Raw genomic sequence first — 17,514 nt, forward strand, 5'->3', positions numbered from 1 at the left:
TCCGATCTACCGGGCCGCGGCCTCGGCGTCCTCGGTCTGGGCGACGACGTGCGTCGCGAGGTCGAGCATCCGGTTCGAGAAGCCGTACTCGTTGTCGTACCACGTCAGCACCTTCACGAGGCCGCCTTCGAGGACCATCGTCGACTCGAGGTCGACGTACGAGGAGAACGGCATGCCGACGACGTCCCGGGAGACGATCTCCTCGTCGGTGTAGCCGAGCACGCCGGCGAGTTCGCCGTCGGCGGCCTCGCGGACGGCGTCGGCGACGTCGTCCTCGGTGACGTCGGCTTCGAGGTCGACGGTGAGGTCGGTGATCGAGCCGTTCGGGACGGGGACGCGCATCGCCATCCCGTCGAGTTTACCCTCGAGCTGGGGCAGGACCTCGGTGGTGGCGATGGCGGCGCCGGTCGTCGTCGGGATGATGTTCTCGGCGGCGGCGCGCCCGCGGCGGCGCTTGCTCAGCGGGCCGTCGATCAGGTTCTGCGTGCCGGTGTAGGCGTGGACCGTCGTGAGCAGGCCCGACTCGATGCCGAACTCCTCTTCGAGGACCTTCACGACCGGCGCGACGGAGTTCGTCGTACAGGAGGCGTTCGAGACGACGTCCTCGCCGTCGTACTCGTCGTGGTTGACGCCGTAGACGATCGTCAGGACCTCCTTCTCGCCTTTCGGCGGCGCCGAGATGAGGACCTTGTCCGCGCCCGCGTCGAGGTGCTGGGCCGCGTCGTCGTACGTGCGGAACAGCCCGGTCGCCTCGAAGGCGACGTCGACGTCGAGGTCGTCCCACGGGAGCTGCGAGGGGTCGCGTTCGTTGATGAGTTGGATCTCCTGCTCGCCGACCCGGAGGGTGTCGCCGTCGCGCTCGACGTTTTCGAGGCGCCCGTGGACCGAGTCGTACCGGAGCAGGTACTCCATGTCGTCGTCGTCCATCACGTCGTTGATGCCGACGATTTCGACCCCGTCGTAGTCGAGCGACGCGCGCAGGACGTTGCGGCCGATCCGCCCGAAGCCGTTGAGGCCGATGCGTACGGTATCCCCCGCCGGACTGCCACCTTCGTATGAATGTTCACTCATATTCGAGTAATTGGTCGCCCAGCGTTAAATGCGTTTTTCCACGCGGCCAGACATACCAGTGTCGTCGCTCGTCGCGGCGACTCGCCGCGCGGCGGCCGCGAGAAACCCGTCGTGCGGAGTCGCACTCGTATCCAGTTTCGTATGTGTCTAATTCCGCACGTGTGTACACTATACCACACCTACGTGGGGCGGTTTGGTCGCCGATTACTCAATTTCGAGTTAAAATCTATCAGCTGGGACGAAACAATTATGGGCGCGGCCGGTGGAGGTGGATCCGTATGCTCCGGGTCGGAATCAACGGGTACGGAACCATCGGCAAACGCGTCGCGGACGCGGTTCGAGCGCAACCTGACATGGAGGTCCGCGGCGTCGCCAAGGTGAGCCCGGACTACGTCGCCGTCGGAGCGGCGGAGGCCGGCTACCCGCTGTACGCCGTCGACGGCGAGCGGATCGATGGGTTCCGGGAGATCGGCGTCGCCGTCGCCGGCACCGTCGACGAACTGGTCGCCGACAGCGACGTCGTGATCGACGCAACGCCTTCCGGGGTCGGCGCCGAGAACCGCCCGCTGTACGAGCGCCACGACACTCCCGCGCTGTTCCAGGGCGGCGAGGACGCCACCGTCGCCGAGGTGAGCTTCAACTCCCGGGCGAACTTCGAGGAGGCCGCCGACGCCGAGTACGTCCGCGTCGTCTCCTGTAACACGACGGGGCTCTCGCGGCTGGTCGCCCCCCTCTACGAGACCTACGGCATCGAGAAGGTCCGTGCGACGCTCGTCCGCCGCGGCGGCGACCCGACCCAGACCGGCCGCGGCCCGATCAACGACGCCGTCCCGGACCCCGTCTCCGTCCCCTCCCACCACGGCCCGGACGTCCGGACGATCTTCCCCGACCTCTCGATCGACACCGTCGGCCTGAAGGTCCCCACGACGATGATGCACGTCCACTCGATCAACGTCACGCTCGCGGAGGAACCCGACGACGAGGCGGCGGTCCGGGACCTCCTCGCCGACGAGGACCGCATCGTCACCGTGCCGGGCTACGCCGGCATCGACGGCGCCGGCACGCTCAAGGACTTCGCCGCCGACGCCGGCCGCCCGCGCGGGGACATCTGGGAGAACTGCATCTGGGAGGAGTCGGTCACCCTCCAGGGACGGGACCTCTACTGTATGCAGGCCATCCACCAGGAGTCAGACGTCGTCCCCGAGAACGTCGACGCCCTGCGGGCGCTGACGGGCAGCCTCGACGGTCCCGAGAGTCGAGCGCTCACGAACGAGAGCCTCGGCATCGGCTTCGGCCGTCTCGAGGACCGCCCCCGCCGGACCGTCGACCGCACCGCCGCCGACTGAGAAATCTCAGGACGGGGAAAGGGTTTTTGCCGTTGCCTTCCCTACCGTTGCCCATGCGCCGAGACGACCGCGACGAACCCTTCGACGACTTCTTTCGCGAGATCGAGCGGATGATGAACGAGATGATGGGCGGCGCGAACGTCGACTTCGAGTCGAACGCGGGCGTCGAGACCGGGTTCGGCGCGGACACGCACGTCGACATCCACGAGACGGACGACGAACTCCGCGTCGTCGCGGACCTGCCGGGCGTCGAGAAGGAGAACATCGACCTCGAGTGCGACGGCGAACACCTCACCATCTCCGCCCGGAGCGACCACCGGGAGTACGACGAGCGCATCTCCCTGCCCCGCCGCGTCGACGAACACACCGCCACCGCGACCTACAACAACGGCGTCCTCGAAGTCGTCTTCGACCCGGCCGACGGCTCCTCGGACATCGACCTCGAGTAACCGTCCGCCGGCGCCCGCTCTCCGACCGCTCGGGAACCCTCGACAGTCGCCGTTACTGCGCCTCCCAGAACGATACCCGCAGCGACGAGCACGAACATCGACACCACGGCGTCGGCGTCGTCGGCCGGTTGCTCGAGGTCGACGGTCGGTCGGACGTCGCCCCGGGTTCCGCCGCGCCCTCGTCGGCGCGGGCCGCCCACTCGGTGACCGACCACGCTCGTCCCCGTCGCTGGATTGATACGTCGACACTTCGACAAACTACTCGCTTCCCATGAACGCGTTACTCGACGGAAAGGCGGCTGTCGTAACGGGCGCTGCGAGCGGGATCGGACGGGCGGTCGCGACGCGGTTCGCCGAGGAGGGAGCGAACGTCGTCGTCGCCGACGTACGGGAGGAGCCCCGGCAGGGCGGCACCCCGACCCACGAGCGGATCCGGACGGAGACCGACGCGGACGCGGCGTACGTCGACTGCGACGTGACCGAGGCCGACGACCTGCGGGCCGCGGTCGACGCCGCCGAGGCGTTCGGCGGCCTCGACGTCATGGTCAACAACGCGGGCATCTTCGGCCCGATGGGGTCGATCACCGAGATTCCCTTCGAGGACTACCGCGACCTGATGGCGATCAACCTCGACAGCGTCTTCCTCGGCTCGAAGATCGCCGCGACGCGGCTCGTCGAACGGGGCGAGGGCGGCGCGATCGTGAACGTCTCGAGTCTCGCCGGCCTGCAGGGGTACGGCGAGATCGCCCCCTACTGCGCGGCGAAAGCCGGCGTCCGGAACCTGACGTACGCGCTCGCCGACGACCTCGGCCCCCACGGCATCCGGGTCAACGCCGTCCACCCCGGCGAGGTGGAGACGGCGCTGACGACCGAGGACTTCCCCGTGGTCGGCACGGAGCAGGGCGAGGCCCTGAAGGCGACGATCCCGCTGCGAAAGCTGGGCCAGCCCGAGGACGTCGCCAACGCGGTGACGTTCCTCGCGAGCGACATGGCGGGGCACGTGACCGCCGAGTCGCTGCTGGTCGACGGCGGCGCCCGGAACACGAGCTAACCTTCCGTGCGCGTGCGGATCGCCGAGGCCAGCCGGTCGTAGAAGTCCGGCTCGTACTTCGTCGCCGCGTCGATCGTCGGCCGGGCGTTCGTCTCGGCGACGACGGTGCGATCGTCCGCGACGAGCAGGTCGACCCCGAGAAACGGGACGTCGAGTTCGCGGGCGACCGACTCCGCGAGGTCGCACAACGGGTCGGGCAGTTCGACCCCCGTCGCCTCGGCGCCGCGGTGGACGTTGTGTTTCCAGCGGCCGCGCTCGCGGGCGCCCGCCGGCAGCCGCCGCTCGACCGCGCCGACGTACTCGCCCTCCAGAACCATCACGCGGTAGTCGACGGCGTCGGGGACGTACTCCTGGACGAGAAACGACTTGTCGCCGGTCGCGCGGTAATCGTGGACCAGTCCGAGGTAGTCACAGATCCCGAGAAAGGAGTCGAGGTCCGCGGCCTTCGCGACGCCGACGCCGCGGGTCGTCGAGTTCGGCTTGACGACGACCGGGGGCTCGAACCGCTCGAAGACCGCCCGGAGCGCCGACTCATCGACCGGACTCGACACGTAGACCGACTCCGGCACCGGGACGCCCGCGCGGCCGAGGCGCGCGAGCACGCCGGCCTTGTTGCGCGAGGTCGAGACCGCCTCCCGGCCGTTGAGCCACGGCACCCCGAGCAGCGCGTCCGCGACGCCGCCTTCCATCAGTCGCCCGGGGTAGACGAAGCCGACGTCGAACTCGTCGGGCGACCACGGCGCGTCCGCCCCCAGCGGGACGGTTCGTTCCCGTACGCGCACGTGTCGCGCCCGGACGCCGCGCTCCGCGAGCGGTTCGCGCATTCGCTCGAAGGTCTCCTGTCGGTTGGCGACCGCGAGTTCGATCATTCGGTCTCTCAGAGAGAGCGCGGGGGCAAAAAGCTACCAGCCGCGAGTCGTCCGCACCGTCACATCGACGCCGCGGACCGCGCCGAGAGAGGCCCCCTCGAAGGTGACCGACTCGGTGGCGTCCGCTTCGAGGGTGATCGTCCGCGGTCCGGACGGCAGGTCGCCCTCGGCGCCGACGGCGACCTCGACCTCGCCTCGACCGCCGCCGTTGCGAATCTCCGCCTCGACGGTCGCCGCGTGCGCCCGGACGGGGCCGGGGCTGTCGGCCGGGAGAAGTCGAAAACGAGCGTGCCGGGCTCAGGCGATCAGCTTCTCTTCGCCCCGCTCGACGACGATCCGACACGGCGGCGAGATCTTGTTGTAAGCGCGCCGGAAGGCGTCCTTGGCGAAGTCGGCGTCGTCGACGTCACACCAGACGGTAAAGAGGCGGTCGCCCTTCTGGATGCGCGCGGCGGTGCCGACGATCTTGCCGAACGCCTGCCGCATGCCGTCGGAGACGCGGTCCGCGCCCGCGCCCGTCGCCTGCTTGTTCTCCCGGATGACGTGGTGGGGGAACTTCCGGAGGATCATCTTGTAGTTGCCCTCCCCGGCGTTCTTGAGCATGTGTCGGTTCGCCGAGAGGCGCGCGGCTTCGAGGCTGCCGTGGCGGATCTGGCACTCCTCCTCGACGACGAGGCTGATCTGGACCGGGTAGTCGTCCGGATCGGCACCGATGTCGCCCATCTTGTGCTGTGCGATCTTCGAGCCCGGGATGCCAGTAATGTACTCGCGGCGCGTGTAGGCCGGTTTACTGATCTCCCGGTACATGGAGGCGGGTTTGTCGGCCATGGTTACTTACCCGAAGCGAAGCCTACCGAGCGGATAAAGCCTTCGAACCGTCCTTCCGACGGTACAGTTCGCCCCGGTCGCCGCCCGGAAACTCGGCGCGAAAATCGGCGGCGAACTCGCCACGTCACGTCGTCGCGTCCGACGGCGCTCTCAGCGACGGGGCAGGTACTCGTCGCCGTCCCGTTCGACGAGGCCGGCGGTCGAGAGCGAGCGCACCACGCTCAGGACGGAGAGTTTCTTCAGTCCGAGGACGTCGTTCAGTTCGTCGGCCGTGGCGCCGCCGGTGGCTTCGAGGTAGAGCAACACCAGTTTCGCGTGTGCCGACTCCACGTCGTCCGGCAGCGGGTCGATGCGGGGCGTGGCGAGTTGCTGTGGCATGGTCATCGAACCGCACCACGAACCCGTATATAACGGTATCCCCCACCGGATAATAGCCGTGATAAGCTGTACCTACGTGATTATATCGATATCGAGGCGTGGTATCACGCGACGCGGTCGGGCCGCCACGCGACGATCCGAGGCGACGCCGTCGTACGGTCGCCGTCGTCGTCGTGTTTAAGACGGTTCCGCCGGTAGGGTTGTGCATGAGGAGTTTCCGGATCGGGTCGCTGTTTGGCATCCCGATCAAGCTGGATCTGACGTTCTTGCTGGTCCTGCCCCTGTTCGCCTACCTCATCGGGGCACAGATCGTGCCGATCGTCGAGATTCTCAACGGCGAACTGGGCGCCGAGATTTCGGTCGACGCCGTCACCGACGGGCGGAGTCCGTGGGTGCTCGGACTCACGGCCGCGATCGGACTGTTCGTCGGGGTCGTCCTGCACGAACTCGGCCACTCGCTGACGGCCCAGCGGTACGGCTTTCCGATCGACTCCATCACGCTCTGGCTGTTCGGCGGCATCGCGGCGCTCTCGGATATGCCCGAGGACTGGCGCCAGGAACTCAACATCGCCATCGCGGGGCCGATCGTCAGCGTCCTCGTCGGCGTCGTCTCCTACGCCGCGTTTCTCGCGACGCCGGCGAGTTTCGACGGCGTCCAGTTCGTCCTCGGCTACCTCGCCATGTTGAACGTCGCGCTGGCGGTGTTCAACATGATCCCCGCGTTCCCGATGGACGGGGGCCGAGTGCTGCGGGCCTTCCTCGCCCGGACCCGGCCGTACGCGAAGGCCACCCAGCAGGCCGCCGGCGTCGGCAAGTTCTTCGCGGTGGTGATGGGGCTCATCGGCCTGCTCGGCCCGAACATCCTCCTCATCGGCGTCGCCTTCTTCGTCTACATCGCCGCGTCGAGCGAGGCCCAGCAGGTGACGATGAAAGCCGCCTTCCAGGACGTCAGCGTCGCAGACATCATGACGCCGGCACGCGACCTGCACACGGTCTCGCCGGAGACCACCGTCGCCGAACTCGTCCGGCGGATGTTCACCGAGCGCCACACCGGCTACCCCGTCATCGAGAACGGCGACCTCGTCGGTCTCGTGACGCTGTCGGACGCTCAGGAGGTCAGGCCGGTCGAGCGCGACGCCTACGCCGTCGAGGAAGTGATGACCACCGACCTGAAGACGATCCCGCCGGAGGCCGACGCGATGACCGCCATCGAGCAGATGCAACGGGACGGCATCGGCCGCCTGCTCGTCGTCGACGCGCACGGCGGCCTCGTCGGCCTGATCTCGCGAAGCGACCTGATGACCGCGCTCAACATCATCCAGGAGAGCGGCACGTTCAGCCCCTCCGGGCAGAGTCGACCCGCGGACTGACGCTCGCGGGCGCGGTTCTCGGCGCCCGACCGGTGTCCGTGTGAACGCCTGCGGTATCCCCCACGAAGATTCCCGCGGCTCACGGATTCGTTCGCCGCAGGAAGTCCGGGTGCGAGAATCGAACCCGCGTCTCAGCCTCCACAAGGCTGAAGGATAACCACTACCCCAACCCGGACGCGCTTGCACCCCTACGTAGTCCGGTCCAATTCAAATACGTTACGACTCCCGAGACGATGTGCGAACGCGTGGCGAGCGGTCTTTCGAGCGGTTTTTGCCTCCGGCGCGAGTAGCGTCGCCAACGCGTGGCCATCACCGACAAAATCTACGTCAAGAACCACCGCCAGCTCAGCTCCCAGCTCGAGACGAACGTCCCGAAGGGGGCGTTCAAGGGGGCGACGCTGGACCTCCTCTTTCAGGGCGAGGGCCTCGAGAAGCTAGACGACGCCACCCGCGAGCGGGTGCTCGACTTCGCCAGCGACTTCCTCGACTGCGACTGCGACGACAACCCCTACTGTGGCTGTCCGGAGCGGAAGTTCATCCGGTACCTGCTCGAACTGCGCGCACAGGGGCTCGGCCCGGACGCGATCGTCGACGTGATGAGCGACGACTACATGGTGTACGCCTACCCCGGCGACGTGCTCTCGTTTCTCGACGACGGGGTGCGCACGCTCGAAGCCGCGGAGGCGCTGGCGCGCGTCGACGGCGCCGACGAGAAGCGAGACGAGATCCGCCGGGCCAAGCGGGACCTCGCGAAGTGACGGCCTCCGTGGGTTAGCGTAACTGGTAGGGCTCGTCCGCGTCGTCGAGGTCGTCCAGCAGCAGGACCTCCTCTTCCTCGTCCTCCAGCCGGTCCCGGAGGTCCGCGACGTACCCCCGGTACTCCTCGAGTTGCTCGCGGAGGTGCTCGGCTTCGAGTTCGAGGCGCTCGTGTTCGCGGACGAAGCTCTTTGGCACCTCGACCGTCGGCGGGAACGACGGGTCGTCGCCGTCGTCCGCGCCCCCCTCGAGTTCCCCCTCCGGGACGACGGCGACCCGGCCGTCGTGGTCGACGAGTTTGTCGACGTAGTCCCGGAAGACCGCGGACAACGAGATGTCCCGCTCCTCGGCGATCTCCTGGAGCGCCTCGAAGGCGTCCTCGTTCACCCGGAAGGAGACCGTCTTGTTCTTGTTGCCCATGTCACCCGCATCGGCGCGCGCCCCCTTAATGGTTCGTCAGACGACCGATCTGCGAGAGAGCGCCGCCCGCCTCCGCTTTCGAAGTGATTAACTCCGCGGGCGCCCCGGGAGAAGGTGGTATGACGACACCGACTGCGACGCTCCCGAGCGGCGACGAACTGCCGCTCGTCGGGTTCGGCACGTGGGACATCGGCGGCGAGACCCTCCGCGAGGCTCTCCGCGCGGCGCTCGACGCGGGCTACACCCACGTCGACACCGCCGAGGGGTACATGAACGAGGACGAGATCGGCGAGGTGATCGCCGACTACGACCGCGAGGAACTGTTTCTCACCTCGAAGGTGCTCCCGAAGAACCTCGCCTACGAGTCCGTCATCCAGTCCTGCGAGGCGTCACTGGAGCGACTCGGGACGGACTACCTCGACCTCTACCTGATCCACTGGCCCAACCCGGCGATCTCGCTGCGCGAGACCCTGCGGGCGATGGCCCACCTCCGCGAGGAGGGGCTGGTCCGCAACGTCGGCGTCTCGAACTTCAGCGCCTACCAGCTCAGCTGCGCCCACCACGTCTCGGACGTCCCGATCGCGGTCAACCAGATCGAGTTCCACCCGTGGCTCCAGCGGCCCGACCTCGTCGAGTACTGCCACGAGACCGACACGGTCGTCGAGGCCGCCGCGCCGCTGGCGCGGACGGAGATTTTCGACGACGAGGTCGTCCGGGAACTCGCCGACGAGTACGGGAAGACCCCGGCACAGATCGTCCTCCGCTGGGCGGTCGAGCGGGACGTCGTCGTCCTCCCGAAGTCCTCCTCGCCCGAGCACGTCCGGGAGAACCTCTCCCTCTTCGACTGGGAACTGGACGCAGCCGACCGCCGGCGACTCGACGAGCGCGACCGCGACGCCCCGGTGTACGATACGCGAGCGAGGGACTGGACCGGCGACGTCTACGGCATCTCGGAGTGACGGTCGGGCCCCGAAAACCGAATCGCGGACCGGCGCGGCCGCTGGCGGCGTTCCGTCGCGAAAACGGGGAGGTGGTGTGTCGAGTCGTCCGTCAGGCGGTCGCTTCGACGTCCTCGAGGCTTTCGAGCGCCTGAATGACGTCGCGACGGTAGTTCTCGACGGGCGAGTCGTACCGCTCGCGGGCCATCTGGGCGTACTCGTTGGTGGGGGCCGTGGACCCGCTTTCCGGCGCCTCCTGCTCGGCCTCCCACTCCCGGAACGCCTCGATGCGGTCGAGGGTGCGCTCGGCGGTCTCGACGACCCAGCGGTCGCGGACGTTCTCGTCGACGACCGAGATGGACTCGGGGCGCAGCGAGACGTTGATCGTGCCGTCGTCGGTCTCGTAGGTCCGGGGTTTGCCCACGATGGCGACGTACGTCGGCGGCTCGGCGTCGCGCAGGACGGCGGCGGCCTCGGGCTGGTACTGGCCGGCGTAGACGAAGAACGTCCCCGTCGGGTCGACGACCCGGCCGCGCCAGTACTCGCTCTCCTCGCCGACGTCCTCGGTCTCGGTGAGCGTGCCGACGACGAACACGCGGTTGGCACGCTCGCCGGTCGGGAGCAGCGCGTAGTTGGGCGCGCGCTCGTCGTCGCTCTCCTTGAAGGAGTACGTCGCGTCGTTGAACTCCGAGGCGAAGGCGCGCCGGGCGACTTCGCGGGTGAGTTGTGTCTGGCTCATGTCACATCGACCTCGCTTTGATCAGCAGGTCCTCTGCGTCCGCCGGTCCGTCGAGTTCCTCGACGTCGTCGGCGAGGACGTACCGGCCGAAGGTCGGCCCCTCGACGCGGTAGTACGTGCCGACGACCGCCGCGCGGATCTCGTCGGCGACGACGGTCGTATCCAGCGCGTCCATCGCCATCTCCTTGGCCTCCTCGAGACCGATGCCCGTCAGCGCCTCGGTGGCCTCGGCGTCGAAGATGACCTCGTGGGCGTCGATCCCGTCGTCGACGACGCCCTTGATCCGGAGGTCGAACTCGCCTTCGACCTCGCCGTGTTCGGAGCAGCGGCCGTTCTGGAGGACCCGGGTACAGTCCTCCGTCGGGCAGCGCTTGATGAGCCCCGACCCGCTCTGCATGGCGACGAGAGCGCCCTCGATCTCGCTCGTGTCGTCGCCGACCTCGATGTCCTCGTCGAGCTCCTCGATCACCGTCGTCGAGTTGAGTTTGACCGAGTACCGGCCCTGGTACTCGTCGGTGACGACGTTCCGGAGTTCGTAGACGCCGCCCTCATCGAGGCTCGGGAGGTCGGACTTGGCCCACTTGGTGAACTTGATCGTGCCCGTCGGGTCACCGATCAGCCCGACCTGCGCGATGGAGTCGCTACGGGGCTCCCAGAGTTCGATGACCTTCGCGGTGAGGTCCACCCACTGCTCCGGTTCGTCGATCTCCTCGATGTCGACGTCCTCGCTGCCGCCGCGGGCGATGTCCTCGCGGTCGAGGCCGGCCTCGTCGAGGTAGTGGTTGGTGACGCTGCGGCGGGCCTCGTCGATCGGCACCTTGTACTCGTCGACGAGCGTGTGCAATCGCTTCTCTACGTCCTCGACGTCGAGGTCGAGGTGCTCCGAGAACTGGTCGTGTACGTCTTCCGCGTGCTGTCGTAGCTCGCTCATGGCTTCCTCGCCTCCTCCTGTGTCTCGTCGGGAGGCATACCGCCTTTCGCGCCCGATACTATTTAAAGTGCCGCCACCGGAGCGAAAGTGAACGCGCCGGTTTCCGGCCGAAACCACGCGCCGGAACGGCGGTCCGGCGAGAGGGGGCGGGTGGGACTGAAACGGCGGCGAGAGGGGTCGCGGCCGGCGACGGGCCTATGTGACCGGCGCCCGAACCCACGGCGGAGAGATGACGGACCGACGCGGGAACGGGATCGAGCGCGTCCTCCGTTCGACGTTCCGGGACGCGGGCCGGCGGTACGAGGAGTTTCGCCGCTCCGGCCAGTTCGAGGAGGCCCGCGAGGCCTACCGGAGCGCGAAGAACGCGAGCGGGCTGCCGACCGACGACGAGGGACGGGCGAAGATCGTCTGTCGCCGCTACGCCGAGCGCCGGGCCGCGCTGCTGGACGAGGAGTATCGGCCGGCGTGTTACGAGGCGGGCCACCCCGACTGCGAGGGCTGTGCGGAGGACGTCCGCGAGGGTCGGATCGAGACCTGGTGAGCCTAGTCGGCGAGCCGCCGGTAGAGCGCGTCCGCGGCCGCCGGAAACGCCAGCGTCGCGACGAGGGCGACGACGAACGACAGGGCGAGCGCGGCGACCGGCGTCCCGAGCGCGCCCGCGACGGCCACGCCGCCGAACGCCGCGACGCCCAGCGCGAGGTTGAAGTAGCCGATCCGGAGGACGACGAGCGCGGGCGAGAGCGACACCCAGCCGAGCGCGTCGGTCCCCGGCGGGCACAGCAGGCCGCCGCGGATCGCGGCCGCGACGACCACCGTCGTCGCCCACGCGACGAGCATCGCCGCCCTGACGCCGTAGAAGCGCGCGGCGGGCCGTTCGATGACGAGAAAGAGCAAGGGGAGAATCGAGACGGAGACGTCCGTGAAGACGTACGTCAGGTCGTGGAGGAACCGCCCGAACGCGGACTTCTCCGCGCGAATCAGCTGGCCGTATCCGCTCCACGTCCGCCGGCGGTTCGAGGTGGCCGTTCGCGTGTCGCGGGCCGAGTCGCGACCCATAGGCGGCGTTCGAAGTCCGGGGCCAAAATACCGTGGGCCGCGCGTGTGGCCGTTCGGTTCAACTCCGCAGCGACCCGCCGTCGATCGGCACCTCGGCGCCGGTGACGTAGCTCGCACGCGGACTCGAGAGGAACGCCACGACCTCGCCGAGTTCGCGCGGGTCGCCGATCCGCTCCATCGGGATGTCGGCGGCCATCTCGGCCAGCCCCTCGTCGTAGTCGGCGTAGCTGCCGCGGGCGACGCGCGCCTCGATCAGTTCCTCGATCCGCGGCGTCTCGATCGTCCCCGGGAGGACGGCGTTCGCGCGGATCTCCGGGGCGAACTCCCGGGAGAGCGTTTTGACGAGGCCGATCACGGCCCGCCGGACGGCGTTCGACAGCAGGAGGCCGTCGGCGACCTCCCGGACCGTCCGCGAGGTGATGCAGACGATGCTCCCGTCGTCGCTCTCGAGCAGGTGCGGGTGGGCCGACTCGACCGTCCAGACGACGCTCATCACGAGCAGGTCGTAGGCCTCGTACCACTGGCGCCCGCTGGTCTCGAGGAACGTCGTGCTCGGCGGGCCGCCCGCGCTCGTGACGAGGTGGTCGAGGCCGCCGAACGCCTCGACGGTCGCGTCGACGAGCGCGGCGACGTCGTCGGGATCGGTGAGGTCCGCCGGCACCGCCAGCACCTCGCCCGCCGCCTCGGCTTCGAGGCGGTCGCGTGCGTCGTCGAGTCGGTCCTCGTCGCGGCCGCAGATGGTCACGTCAGCCCCCTCGCGCGCGAGGGCCGCGGCGCTCGCGAAGCCGAGGCCGCTCGAAGACGCCGTCACCAGCGCCGCGTTTCCGTCGAGTTCGAGGTCCATGCGCGGGGCATCGGCGGCGGCCGACAAAGGTTCACCGACGGTTCACTCGGGTCGGCGCACCCGGACCGACCCCTCGGCGGTGACGCCGACGACCAGCGGTTCGGAGATCCGCCGGCCGCTGACGGCGTCGCCCGCGGCGTCGGTGACGATCTTCATGAGGTCGGGAGCCGTATGGTCGACTTTCACATCCTCCGCGTCGCAGGCGTCGTACACCTGCTGGGGGACGTCGTAGAGGTCGGTCCCCGCGGGGACGTGGACGCGCACTGGCGCGCGGAGCGCCTCGGCGAACGCGACGGTCTCGCGGGCTTTCGCGACGTTGTCCCTCGCGCTCCCCTCGATCGAGGAGACGTTCGCCCGCGAGGTGCCCAGCGCGTCGGCGATCGCCGCCTGCGACCGGTCGCGCTCGCGAAGCGCCAGTACCTGCGCCTGCCTGCGCGTGAGGACGCTCTCGTCGGGATCGAAGCCGATCTCTTCGAGCAGGGCGTCCACCTCGTCGATCACGGCTCCACCCCGCCGCGGTCGGCGCTCGCGCTCATGGCCGAACGTAGGTGTCGGGGAGATCAAAGCTCCCACGGTCGGGCCACGCCCACGGGGACGTCGGCGCGGCGGGCTGTCCACTCGCGGCGGGGATCAGGTTCCCCAGAAGTTCTCGCGGCTGCCGAGGCGCTCGCGGCGGGATTTGCGGCCGTCGCCGCCCTCGTCGGCGTCGGCGTCGTCGACGGCGTCCGCGTCGGCCTCGTCGTCCGCGTCCGCGTCCTCGTCCTCGTCGTCGGGTTCCAGCGGCAGACGCTCGATCTCCTCGGCGCGGGCGTGGTTGCTGTGTACCCGGGTGATCTCGACGCGGGCGCGGGCGTCGGGGAGGATGCCGTCGACCATGACGATGAAGCCGTCCTCGGTGCGGCCGACGCCGGCGCCGCTCTCGTGCATGTCCACGACGTCGACGACGACCTCCTCGCCCGGTTTTACGGGCTGGGTCTTCAGGTCCTCGATGGGCTGGTTGTAGTGGTTACACCACTCCTTGCCGCCGCGGTCGCCGTAGTGTTGACACCCCATTCCCGCGATCCGCTCGGAGAAACTGGGGCACTCGTCCGCGAGTGGACAGTCTGCCATGGCGTGTGGTACTCGCGGAAGCGTTAAACAGCTTGCGTCTCGGGTGCGGGCCCGGAGACGGCCGGTCCGGTCGGAGCCGGGGTCGAATCAACCGTCCGTGCGTGAACCGCCGTTCCGAAAACGTTTACGGGTCAGGCACCGCAATCGACAATGATGAAAGTTCTCGTTACGGTCAAGGAGGTCGCGACCGTCGAAGACGAGTTCGAGATCGACGGCACCGCGATCGACGAGCGGTACCTCGGCGCCGACCTCAACGAGTGGGACGACTACGCCATCGAGGAGGCCGTCCAGCTCTCGGAGGACGGCGTCGTCGACGAGGTCGTGACGGTCACGATCGGCCCGGAAGACTGCGAGCAGACGATCCGGCAGGCGCTGGCGAAAGGCGCCGACCGCGCGATCCGCGTCTGGGACGACACGCTCGAAGGCGTCGACCTGCTCGACGTGGACGCGAAGACCGCCATCCTCGAGGCGGTCGTCGAGGAGGAAGCGCCCGACCTCGTGCTCTCGGGCGTCCAGTCCGGCGACGATAGCTGGGGCGCGACCGGCGTCTCGCTGGCCGAGTCGATCGACTTCCAGTGGGCCGCGGTCGTCAACGACCTCGACCACGACCTCGGGGACGTCGCCTCGGTCCGGCGCGAACTCGAGGGCGGCGTCGAGGAGCTGACCGACGTCGAACTGCCGGCCGTGTTGACGATCCAGACGGGGATCAACGAGCCCCGCTACGCCAGCCTGCGCGGCATCCGCATGGCCCAGCGCAAGGAACTCGCGACGAAGACGCTCGCCGACCTCGGCGTCGACGAGAGCGCCGTCGAGGGCGCGGTCAGGCTCACCGATATGTACGAGCCCGAGTCCGAGACCGACGTGACCGTCTGGGAGGGCGGCGCCGAGGAGACCGCCGGGGAACTCGCTGAACTCCTCCGCGACAAGGGGGTGGTCGCATGAGCGACATCTTGGCGATCGTCGACCACCGCCGCGGCGAACTGCGCGAGGTCAGCTACGAACTCGTCACCGCCGGCCGCGAACTCGCCGACGAGACCGGCGGCGACCTGCACCTCGCGGTGATCAGCGGCACCGTCGAGGCGTTCGCGGAGAAACTCGACCGCGAGGGCGTCGACGCCGTCCACACCGTCGACCACGGCGAGGAGTTCAACCACGACGTCTACGCCCAGACCGTCACCCAGCTGTACGACGAACTCGCGCCGGAGTACGTGCTCGCGGCCAACAGCGTCAACGGGCTCGACTACGCCCCCGCGGTCGCGGCCGAACTCGACCTGCCGATCGTCACCGACGTCGTCGACCTCGCGGTCGACGGCGAGAGCCTCGTCGCGACCCGCGAGATGTACGGCGGGAAAGTCGAGACGACGACCGAACTCGACGCCAACTCGGCGATCGTCACCATCCGCGAGGGCGAGTGGCCCGCCGCCGAAGGAACCGGCGACGCCGCGATCGAGGCGTTCGACGCCGAGATCGACGAGGACGCCATCGGCTCGACCGTCACCGGCTTCGAGGAGGTCGCCGCCGGCGACGTCGACATCACCGAGGCCGACGTGCTCGTCTCCATCGGCCGCGGCATCGAGGAGGAGGAGAACCTCGACATCGTCCGCGACCTCGCGGACGCGCTGGGCGCGACCCTCTCCTCGTCCCGGCCGATCGTCGACGCCGGCTGGCTGCCCGCGAGCCGGCAGGTCGGCCAGTCCGGGAAGGTCGTCACGCCCGACGTCTACATCGCGATCGGCATCTCCGGTGCCGTCCAGCACGTCGCCGGGATGAAGGGGTCGGACACGATCGTCGCGATCAACACCGACCCGAACGCGCCGATCATGGACATCGCCGACTACGCCATCGTCGACGACCTCTTCGACGTCGTCCCGGCGCTCGCCGAGGAGTTCCAGTAGCGCCGCCCGCGGTAATTTTTTCGCGTACGACCCACCCGGTAGCCGTCGGGTTCGCGCCGTCCACCCGAGCGAGGATTGCGATGACGAATCGGTGGTTGAATGGCACAATGTAACAACAATCACGGACAAATCATTATGAAATCTGAATGAAATTGCATTAAAACTATATATGGGTGGGCGAACATGAAAATATGGACATTCAGCCGAATCGGAGACGAATGCTCTCGGGGCTCTGTGGCGTCGGGGTCGCCGGACTCGCCGGCTGTACCGACTCCGTGCCGGGGGGTGGAACGATGGCGACCGACGACGGGGAGGAGATCGGCGGCACCGATCGAACGATCAAGATCGGAACGATGCTGCCGCTGAGCGGCCCCCGGAGCACGGTCGGGGAGTCGATCCGCGACGCCGCCGTGTTGCCGATCGAGCAGGTGAGAGACGAGGTCGCTCTCGAGATCGAACACGCGGGGGCGGACACGGAGAGCGACCCGGCGGCGGCGGTGCAGGCCGCCGCGTCGCTCGTCGACGAGGGGTATCCGATGGTGACCGGGCCGCTCGACTCCGACATCGTGTTGCAGGTGACCCAGCAGGTGTTGATCCCGTACCAGACCGTCTGTTGCTCGCCGGGAGCGACCACGCCGACGATCACGACGCTCAACGACGGCGGCCTCGTCTTTCGAACGGCCGTCTCGGACTCGGTACAGGGGACCGTCCTCGCCGAGATCGCGGCGACCGACCTCGGAGGCGACAGCGCCGCCACGCTCTACGTGAACAACGACTACGGGTGGCAGCTGAGTCAGGCGTTCAGCCGCTCGTTCCGGGACGACCACGGGGGGACGATCACGGAACAGATCCCGATCGACGAGTCGGCGACGTCGTACGCGGCCGAACTCGACCGGGCGGCGGACGGCGACCCCGACGTGCTCGTCCTCGCCACCTACCCCGAGATGGGCGAGACGCTCTTCTCGGACCTCGGCGCGGAGTACGACGCCGACGTCCTCGTCACCGACGGACTCCGCGAGGGCGACCTCCACGACCTCGTCGATCACTCGCTCGACGGGATCCGCGGAACCGCGCCGCTGATCGACGGGCCGGGAAGCGACGCGTTCGCCGACCTGTACGCGGACGCGTACGGCGCCGACCCCGGGCTGTTCGAGTCGAACGCGTACGACGCGAGCGCCGTGCTCCTGCTCGCGAACGCCTACGCCGGCCAGAACGACGGGCGGGCGATCCAGAGCGCCATCCGGGCGGTGACCAGCGGCGGCGGCGAGGAGGTCACCCCGGAGACGCTCGCCGAGGGCCTCGAACTCGCGGCGTCGGGGACGGCCGTCGAGTACCGGGGCGCGTCGAACGAGACGCGGTTCGACGAGAACGGCGACACCATGGACACCACCTTCGAGTACTGGGAGTTCGACGAGAGCGCAGACGGCGGCATCGCCGAAATAGACCGGATCACCGCGTAACAT

Annotated in this window: 21 protein-coding genes and 1 tRNA gene; 10 read left to right on the forward strand and 12 right to left on the reverse strand. The window is 68.6% G+C overall.

All coding sequences use genetic code 11. The features are described 5' to 3' along the window. Positions 1-6 precede the first annotated feature (6 nt). The gene (gene gap, locus NKG98_RS10460) at positions 7-1,071 is read right to left on the reverse strand and encodes a type I glyceraldehyde-3-phosphate dehydrogenase (protein WP_254765867.1); all 1,065 of its coding nucleotides are present in this window, start codon (positions 1,069-1,071) and stop codon (positions 7-9) included. A 278-nt stretch (positions 1,072-1,349) separates the two neighbouring features. Here gap and NKG98_RS10465 point away from each other — a divergent pair, with 278 nt between their 5' ends. The 3 genes from NKG98_RS10465 (at position 1,350) to NKG98_RS10475 (ending at position 3,917) form a co-directional block, all read left to right on the forward strand. Continuing rightward, a complete protein-coding gene (locus tag NKG98_RS10465) occupies positions 1,350-2,417 on the forward strand; it encodes a type II glyceraldehyde-3-phosphate dehydrogenase (protein ID WP_254765868.1) in 1,068 nt (355 codons plus the stop codon). Between the two features lie 53 nt (positions 2,418-2,470). After that, entirely contained in the window at positions 2,471-2,866 is a 396-nt protein-coding gene (locus tag NKG98_RS10470) for an Hsp20/alpha crystallin family protein (RefSeq protein WP_254765869.1), read from the forward strand. Positions 2,867-3,137: 271 nt separating this feature from the next. After that, on the forward strand, positions 3,138-3,917 hold the full coding sequence (locus NKG98_RS10475) for an SDR family oxidoreductase (protein WP_254765870.1): 780 nt from the start codon (positions 3,138-3,140) through the stop codon (positions 3,915-3,917). Here NKG98_RS10475 and NKG98_RS10480 read toward each other — a convergent pair. The 3 genes from NKG98_RS10480 to NKG98_RS10490 all read right to left on the reverse strand — a co-directional run bounded on the left by NKG98_RS10480 (position 3,914) and on the right by NKG98_RS10490 (position 5,998). Beyond that, positions 3,914-4,786: an ATP-grasp domain-containing protein gene (locus tag NKG98_RS10480; RefSeq protein WP_254765871.1), complete on the reverse strand. Its 873-nt coding sequence runs from the start codon at positions 4,784-4,786 to the stop codon at positions 3,914-3,916. The two genes, NKG98_RS10475 and NKG98_RS10480, sit on opposite strands and share 4 nt — an antisense overlap. Positions 4,787-5,083: 297 nt before the next feature. Next, positions 5,084-5,614, reverse strand: a complete 531-nt coding sequence (locus NKG98_RS10485; RefSeq protein ID WP_254765872.1) for a 50S ribosomal protein L16 — start codon at positions 5,612-5,614, stop codon at positions 5,084-5,086. A 150-nt stretch (positions 5,615-5,764) separates the two neighbouring features. Beyond that, complete coding sequence (locus tag NKG98_RS10490) at positions 5,765-5,998, reverse strand: MarR family transcriptional regulator (protein WP_254765873.1); 234 nt, start codon at positions 5,996-5,998, stop codon at positions 5,765-5,767. 200 nt (positions 5,999-6,198) lie between these two features. Here NKG98_RS10490 and NKG98_RS10495 point away from each other — a divergent pair, with 200 nt between their 5' ends. Continuing rightward, positions 6,199-7,362, forward strand: a complete 1,164-nt coding sequence (locus NKG98_RS10495; protein WP_254765874.1) for a CBS domain-containing protein — start codon at positions 6,199-6,201, stop codon at positions 7,360-7,362. A gap of 103 nt (positions 7,363-7,465) precedes the next feature. Here the strand turns inward: NKG98_RS10495 and NKG98_RS10500 are convergent. Next, positions 7,466-7,537 (reverse strand) — tRNA-His (locus NKG98_RS10500). A 127-nt stretch (positions 7,538-7,664) separates the two neighbouring features. Here NKG98_RS10500 and NKG98_RS10505 point away from each other — a divergent pair. Then, positions 7,665-8,120 carry a DUF5814 domain-containing protein gene (locus NKG98_RS10505; protein ID WP_254765875.1) on the forward strand — a complete coding sequence of 152 codons (456 nt, stop codon included), beginning with the start codon at positions 7,665-7,667 and terminating at the stop codon, positions 8,118-8,120. A 13-nt stretch (positions 8,121-8,133) separates the two neighbouring features. On the opposite strand, the gene NKG98_RS10510 is transcribed toward NKG98_RS10505, so the two are convergent. Continuing rightward, on the reverse strand, positions 8,134-8,538 hold the full coding sequence (locus tag NKG98_RS10510; protein WP_254765876.1) for a DUF8146 domain-containing protein: 405 nt from the start codon (positions 8,536-8,538) through the stop codon (positions 8,134-8,136). A gap of 119 nt (positions 8,539-8,657) precedes the next feature. On the opposite strand from NKG98_RS10510, the gene NKG98_RS10515 reads away from it, so the two are divergent. Then, positions 8,658-9,497 carry an aldo/keto reductase gene (locus tag NKG98_RS10515; RefSeq protein WP_254765877.1) on the forward strand — a complete coding sequence of 280 codons (840 nt, stop codon included), beginning with the start codon at positions 8,658-8,660 and terminating at the stop codon, positions 9,495-9,497. 91 nt (positions 9,498-9,588) lie between these two features. Here the strand turns inward: NKG98_RS10515 and NKG98_RS10520 are convergent, their stop codons facing one another. After that, positions 9,589-10,215 (reverse strand): RPA family protein, encoded by a 627-nt coding sequence (locus NKG98_RS10520; protein WP_254765878.1) that lies wholly within the window; start codon positions 10,213-10,215, stop codon positions 9,589-9,591. 1 nt (position 10,216) lies between these two features. Further along, positions 10,217-11,146, reverse strand: a complete 930-nt coding sequence (locus tag NKG98_RS10525) for a replication factor A (RefSeq protein ID WP_254765879.1) — start codon at positions 11,144-11,146, stop codon at positions 10,217-10,219. A 229-nt stretch (positions 11,147-11,375) separates the two neighbouring features. On the opposite strand from NKG98_RS10525, the gene NKG98_RS10530 reads away from it, so the two are divergent. Next, positions 11,376-11,687 (forward strand): DUF7091 family protein, encoded by a 312-nt coding sequence (locus NKG98_RS10530; RefSeq protein ID WP_254765880.1) that lies wholly within the window; start codon positions 11,376-11,378, stop codon positions 11,685-11,687. A gap of 2 nt (positions 11,688-11,689) precedes the next feature. Here NKG98_RS10530 and NKG98_RS10535 read toward each other — a convergent pair whose 3' ends face one another. The 4 genes from NKG98_RS10535 to NKG98_RS10550 form a co-directional block, all read right to left on the reverse strand. Next, positions 11,690-12,202 carry a DUF8215 family protein gene (locus NKG98_RS10535; RefSeq protein WP_254765881.1) on the reverse strand — a complete coding sequence of 171 codons (513 nt, stop codon included), beginning with the start codon at positions 12,200-12,202 and terminating at the stop codon, positions 11,690-11,692. A gap of 58 nt (positions 12,203-12,260) precedes the next feature. Further along, complete coding sequence (locus tag NKG98_RS10540; protein ID WP_254765882.1) at positions 12,261-13,046, reverse strand: SDR family oxidoreductase; 786 nt, start codon at positions 13,044-13,046, stop codon at positions 12,261-12,263. A gap of 42 nt (positions 13,047-13,088) precedes the next feature. After that, positions 13,089-13,547 carry a Tfx family DNA-binding protein gene (locus NKG98_RS10545; protein WP_254765883.1) on the reverse strand — a complete coding sequence of 153 codons (459 nt, stop codon included), beginning with the start codon at positions 13,545-13,547 and terminating at the stop codon, positions 13,089-13,091. A 129-nt stretch (positions 13,548-13,676) separates the two neighbouring features. Beyond that, positions 13,677-14,156 (reverse strand): TRAM domain-containing protein, encoded by a 480-nt coding sequence (locus NKG98_RS10550; protein WP_254765884.1) that lies wholly within the window; start codon positions 14,154-14,156, stop codon positions 13,677-13,679. A gap of 153 nt (positions 14,157-14,309) precedes the next feature. On the opposite strand from NKG98_RS10550, the gene NKG98_RS10555 reads away from it, so the two are divergent. From NKG98_RS10555 to NKG98_RS10565, 3 genes are all read left to right on the forward strand, one after another. After that, a complete protein-coding gene (locus tag NKG98_RS10555) occupies positions 14,310-15,098 on the forward strand; it encodes an electron transfer flavoprotein subunit beta/FixA family protein (protein WP_254765885.1) in 789 nt (262 codons plus the stop codon). Beyond that, positions 15,095-16,051: an electron transfer flavoprotein subunit alpha/FixB family protein gene (locus NKG98_RS10560; protein ID WP_254765886.1), complete on the forward strand. Its 957-nt coding sequence runs from the start codon at positions 15,095-15,097 to the stop codon at positions 16,049-16,051. Before NKG98_RS10555 ends, NKG98_RS10560 begins: the two co-directional genes overlap by 4 nt. 191 nt (positions 16,052-16,242) lie before the next feature. Beyond that, positions 16,243-17,511: an ABC transporter substrate-binding protein gene (locus tag NKG98_RS10565; protein WP_254765887.1), complete on the forward strand. Its 1,269-nt coding sequence runs from the start codon at positions 16,243-16,245 to the stop codon at positions 17,509-17,511. Positions 17,512-17,514: the final 3 nt, after the last annotated feature.

This window comes from Salinilacihabitans rarus, assembly GCF_024296665.1.
In the GTDB taxonomy this organism is placed as follows: domain Archaea; phylum Halobacteriota; class Halobacteria; order Halobacteriales; family Natrialbaceae; genus Salinilacihabitans; species Salinilacihabitans rarus.

Bases quoted from the DNA above. Each gene is read 5' to 3' on its own strand.
- gap (WP_254765867.1), bottom strand. From the start codon at position 1,071: ATGAGTGAACATTCATACGAAGGTGGCAGTCCGGCGGGGGATACCGTA.
- NKG98_RS10465 (WP_254765868.1), top strand. From the start codon at position 1,350: ATGCTCCGGGTCGGAATCAACGGGTACGGAACCATCGGCAAACGCGTC.
- NKG98_RS10470 (WP_254765869.1), top strand. From the start codon at position 2,471: ATGCGCCGAGACGACCGCGACGAACCCTTCGACGACTTCTTTCGCGAG.
- NKG98_RS10475 (WP_254765870.1), top strand. From the start codon at position 3,138: ATGAACGCGTTACTCGACGGAAAGGCGGCTGTCGTAACGGGCGCTGCG.
- NKG98_RS10480 (WP_254765871.1), bottom strand. From the start codon at position 4,786: ATGATCGAACTCGCGGTCGCCAACCGACAGGAGACCTTCGAGCGAATG.
- NKG98_RS10485 (WP_254765872.1), bottom strand. From the start codon at position 5,614: ATGGCCGACAAACCCGCCTCCATGTACCGGGAGATCAGTAAACCGGCC.
- NKG98_RS10490 (WP_254765873.1), bottom strand. From the start codon at position 5,998: ATGACCATGCCACAGCAACTCGCCACGCCCCGCATCGACCCGCTGCCG.
- NKG98_RS10495 (WP_254765874.1), top strand. From the start codon at position 6,199: ATGAGGAGTTTCCGGATCGGGTCGCTGTTTGGCATCCCGATCAAGCTG.
- NKG98_RS10510 (WP_254765876.1), bottom strand. From the start codon at position 8,538: ATGGGCAACAAGAACAAGACGGTCTCCTTCCGGGTGAACGAGGACGCC.
- NKG98_RS10515 (WP_254765877.1), top strand. From the start codon at position 8,658: ATGACGACACCGACTGCGACGCTCCCGAGCGGCGACGAACTGCCGCTC.
- NKG98_RS10520 (WP_254765878.1), bottom strand. From the start codon at position 10,215: ATGAGCCAGACACAACTCACCCGCGAAGTCGCCCGGCGCGCCTTCGCC.
- NKG98_RS10525 (WP_254765879.1), bottom strand. From the start codon at position 11,146: ATGAGCGAGCTACGACAGCACGCGGAAGACGTACACGACCAGTTCTCG.
- NKG98_RS10530 (WP_254765880.1), top strand. From the start codon at position 11,376: ATGACGGACCGACGCGGGAACGGGATCGAGCGCGTCCTCCGTTCGACG.
- NKG98_RS10535 (WP_254765881.1), bottom strand. From the start codon at position 12,202: ATGGGTCGCGACTCGGCCCGCGACACGCGAACGGCCACCTCGAACCGC.
- NKG98_RS10540 (WP_254765882.1), bottom strand. From the start codon at position 13,046: ATGGACCTCGAACTCGACGGAAACGCGGCGCTGGTGACGGCGTCTTCG.
- NKG98_RS10550 (WP_254765884.1), bottom strand. From the start codon at position 14,156: ATGGCAGACTGTCCACTCGCGGACGAGTGCCCCAGTTTCTCCGAGCGG.
- NKG98_RS10555 (WP_254765885.1), top strand. From the start codon at position 14,310: ATGAAAGTTCTCGTTACGGTCAAGGAGGTCGCGACCGTCGAAGACGAG.
- NKG98_RS10560 (WP_254765886.1), top strand. From the start codon at position 15,095: ATGAGCGACATCTTGGCGATCGTCGACCACCGCCGCGGCGAACTGCGC.
- NKG98_RS10565 (WP_254765887.1), top strand. From the start codon at position 16,243: ATGGACATTCAGCCGAATCGGAGACGAATGCTCTCGGGGCTCTGTGGC.